This window comes from Anoxybacillus andreesenii (assembly GCF_030813005.1).
Lineage (GTDB): Bacteria > Bacillota > Bacilli > Bacillales > Cytobacillaceae > Robertmurraya > Robertmurraya andreesenii.
Genome location: NZ_JAUSTU010000063.1, coordinates 1 through 3175, shown reverse-complemented (window position 1 = coordinate 3175; position 3175 = coordinate 1). Strand labels below are relative to the sequence as shown.

Annotated in this window: 2 protein-coding genes; both read right to left on the bottom strand. The window is 32.0% G+C overall.

Annotated features, from left to right (window positions below; genetic code table 11):
- Window positions 1-147: 147 nt before the first annotated feature.
- On the bottom strand, window positions 148-1278 hold the full coding sequence (locus J2S07_RS21705) for a Ger(x)C family spore germination protein (RefSeq protein WP_307152447.1): 1131 nt from the start codon (window positions 1276-1278) through the stop codon (window positions 148-150).
- 2 nt (window positions 1279-1280) lie between these two features.
- On the bottom strand, window positions 1281-2738 hold the full coding sequence (locus J2S07_RS21700) for a spore germination protein (RefSeq protein WP_307152446.1): 1458 nt from the start codon (window positions 2736-2738) through the stop codon (window positions 1281-1283).
- Between the last annotated feature and the right edge of the window lie 437 nt (window positions 2739-3175).

Here is a 3175-nt window from a genome sequence, read left to right as displayed (position 1 = left end):
CTCCATGTAAAGTTGCGCAAAGTATCCCAGTCTATTTAATCATGGGTTTACTGGTATTTCATTAAATGTTGCATTTAATATTGCAATTTAAGAAATATTTATAAATAAATTATTTGAATTAGCAACTAAGTTTATCTAACTCCAGTTTCAATCATATAAACCCCTGTTTTCTAAGAGGAAATTTACTGTAACATTTTTTATAGAATTAGTAGATAATGTATAATTTTTTAATTGTTGTGGTTTAACCCTATCATGGAAAAGTATATTTTTTAGATTATATACGTCAATTTCCTTATCAATTCCATTTTGATAAGTGAACCTTATTTCTTTTTCAATTTGTTTTGTTACTAATTCTTCTATTTTTTTTGAGGAAAGGTGTTCTTCTAAATCTGTTAATTCTCCTTTTGCATCAACATGTATGTTAAAATGGAACTTTTCACCATCCCTAACAACATTTATTTTTACAGATGGTGACGTTATTCTTACAGCACCTTTTATTTCATTGTCCTCAATAATATCTACTGGTGTACGTTTAATCTTTGTTTGCGTCCATCTAAGACCAATAAGCTCTTCATAAGACATCCACTCTCTATAGTTTCCTTCACTCACAGGAAAAGCACCATTTATTTTTAGGGTGTTTTTAGTCTTTGGTTCTGTAGTTAATTCCTTCCAATCGTTTTCGTCAATTGAAATTGAAGGCAGTAAAGCAGTCCCCCCTGGCTCGCTATAAATCGAAGTAAATTTATGCAAACGCATCGGTTTAATATACGAATATTGATTATATGCATCTGTTGGCTCATATAAGATGGTATATATTGGAGGCAGTTGGAAAAAACCAGTAGAGCTAAGTATTTTTTCAATTGACTCTTTTGTTCCAAACATCCATGGTGTTGGACGAAATTCTCCATTTTTCTTTAAGGATTCCTCCACTTTTTTTATACCTTTTTCCAAAATAGACTCTGTATAGATAATTGCTCCTATATGTGACCAGTTTACTGTTTTTTGGGATGTTCGATATAAATCGAAAATAGCATCATTAATTGTATGACCTGAACCATTGCCTATGTATAGTGGTATGGGTTGTCCCGATTTGCCATCTTCGGATTTAGCTACATTGGAAAAATCAAGTATTTGGGCATAAATTATATATTTTTCATCTTTATAGTCAATTGCAATTGCTGAGACGAAATTCACTTCTTCAATTTCGTATTCATCCCAGCACCCTGTTAAAATCAGTAATACGAATCCTATCAGTGGGATTACCATTAATTGTTTCATTTTTATTCATCTCCTTGACGATCAGTATCATTTGTGTCAAGGATCTTTGCGCGTTCATCTTGTTGTGCAACTGGGTATTTCAGTAAAGATTTAGAAAAATCATTTTTTACATATGGTGAGACTGGACTTAAATAAGGAATACCAAATGATTCTAGCTTTGCAAGGTAGCCAAGTGTTAAATAGACACTGATAAAAAAGCCAAACATTCCTAGAACAGAAGAAAGAAAAATTGAAAAGAATCGTATAATTGTAACTGTCCCATAAAGAGCTTGATTACCTAGTGTAAAGGTTGAAACAGCAGTAATTGCAGAAACAACTAACATAGTTGGAGATGTTAAACCTGCTCGAATTGCTGCGTCACCTACGATTAGTCCACCTACAACTGCTATGGTTTGACCAACTGCCTTTGGCAATCGGACACCTGCTTCGCGAAATAACTCAAATAGGCTTAGCATTAATAATACTTCTACTGCTGAATTAAAAGGTATACCTAATCTAGAAGATGCTATTGTTGCTAGTAACGGAAATGGAATTTGGTCTACATTAAATGCAGATAACGCAACCCAAAAAGCAGGTAAAAATAAGGACAACATTAACCCCAAAAGTCTAAGTAAAAGTTCCAAAGAAGCATAGTAATATGGAGTATGTTCATCCTCAGCAGTATGGAGAAACAATCCCAAATTACCTGGTGCAATTAATACGTTGGGAACATTATCAATAAAAATAGCAAATCTTCCTCTAACAAGACTACTGACAACACCATCTGGACGAGATACAGATTTCATTAATGGAAAAAGAGAATACTTAGAACCACCAAGAAGACCCAGTAATTGGTTGTCGCTGTTTATAATATCTATATCAATATTAGTTAAACGGTGAGTGACTTCTTTAATCATCTTTTTATTTTGTATATCTGTTATGTAAACTAATCGAACTTGTGTTTGACTTCTTTTACCAAGAGTAAAAGACTTTGTTACAAGAGAATTCGATTTAAGCCTTTTCCGTACTAAAGCGATGTTTGTACTCAAATCTTCAACAAAAGCGTCTCTTGGACCACGCAATGATACCTCAGTATGAGATTCTTCTGGTGATCTTTTTGGCGGACTGGATGTATTAAAGAAATATAAATTTTCAGCAATCAATATTGCTGTATAGCCATTAAAAATTTTCTCTTGGAGTGTATTGTCAACATTTATTTCATGATTGCGCAACGTAATACGTTCGGAACAATTTATATTTTCTACACCTTTTTGTCCATCACGGTAGTATTTGTCTTGAATGTCTGGGAGTATACTATTTATTAATAATTTATGTTCAATTAAACCATTGCAGTAGATAATAAGCATTTGTTCCTTTTTATTATTTGCATATAAGTGTTGTTTCTCAATGGATACGTCTGTTGAATGTTGGAAAAGATTCGTAATATACTGTTCCTTTTTTTTATAATTATCTCTTCTCATCTGTAGACACCCTGTTCGTTGAAATTTTAATTAAAAAGGCAATAAAGACTGTGATAAAAACACCAAAAAAGATACTTCCAATGTAATAAAAACGTGATAAAAAGATAAAGAATTCTTCATTTGAAATAGGCAATGTAATAACAATTAGATAGATAACACAAATAAAGGCTTGGATATAAAAGTAAGTAGTTCCGATAATGTGGAGAAAACTATAAAAAACAGTTTAATTCACATAAAAAACGCAAATCAAATAAAGGTAATATCAACAAATGAATTAGCATATAAAAACGCTTAGAAAAAGTATAACTTCTAAGCGTTTTTATATTTAACATTCATCTTTATGTAAGCGTAAAATAATCCCCACCTGTGAAGCAGGTGGGGATCGCGTTATTATTTAGGTAAGTTTTTAAAATCTTTACAAACGATTGGAAGTGTTG

What these genes read in the sequence shown, in the direction of transcription:
- J2S07_RS21705 (WP_307152447.1), bottom strand. Translation starts at nt 1,278, where the DNA reads ATGAAACAATTAATGGTAATCCCACTGATAGGATTCGTATTACTGATT.
- J2S07_RS21700 (WP_307152446.1), bottom strand. Translation starts at nt 2,738, where the DNA reads ATGAGAAGAGATAATTATAAAAAAAAGGAACAGTATATTACGAATCTT.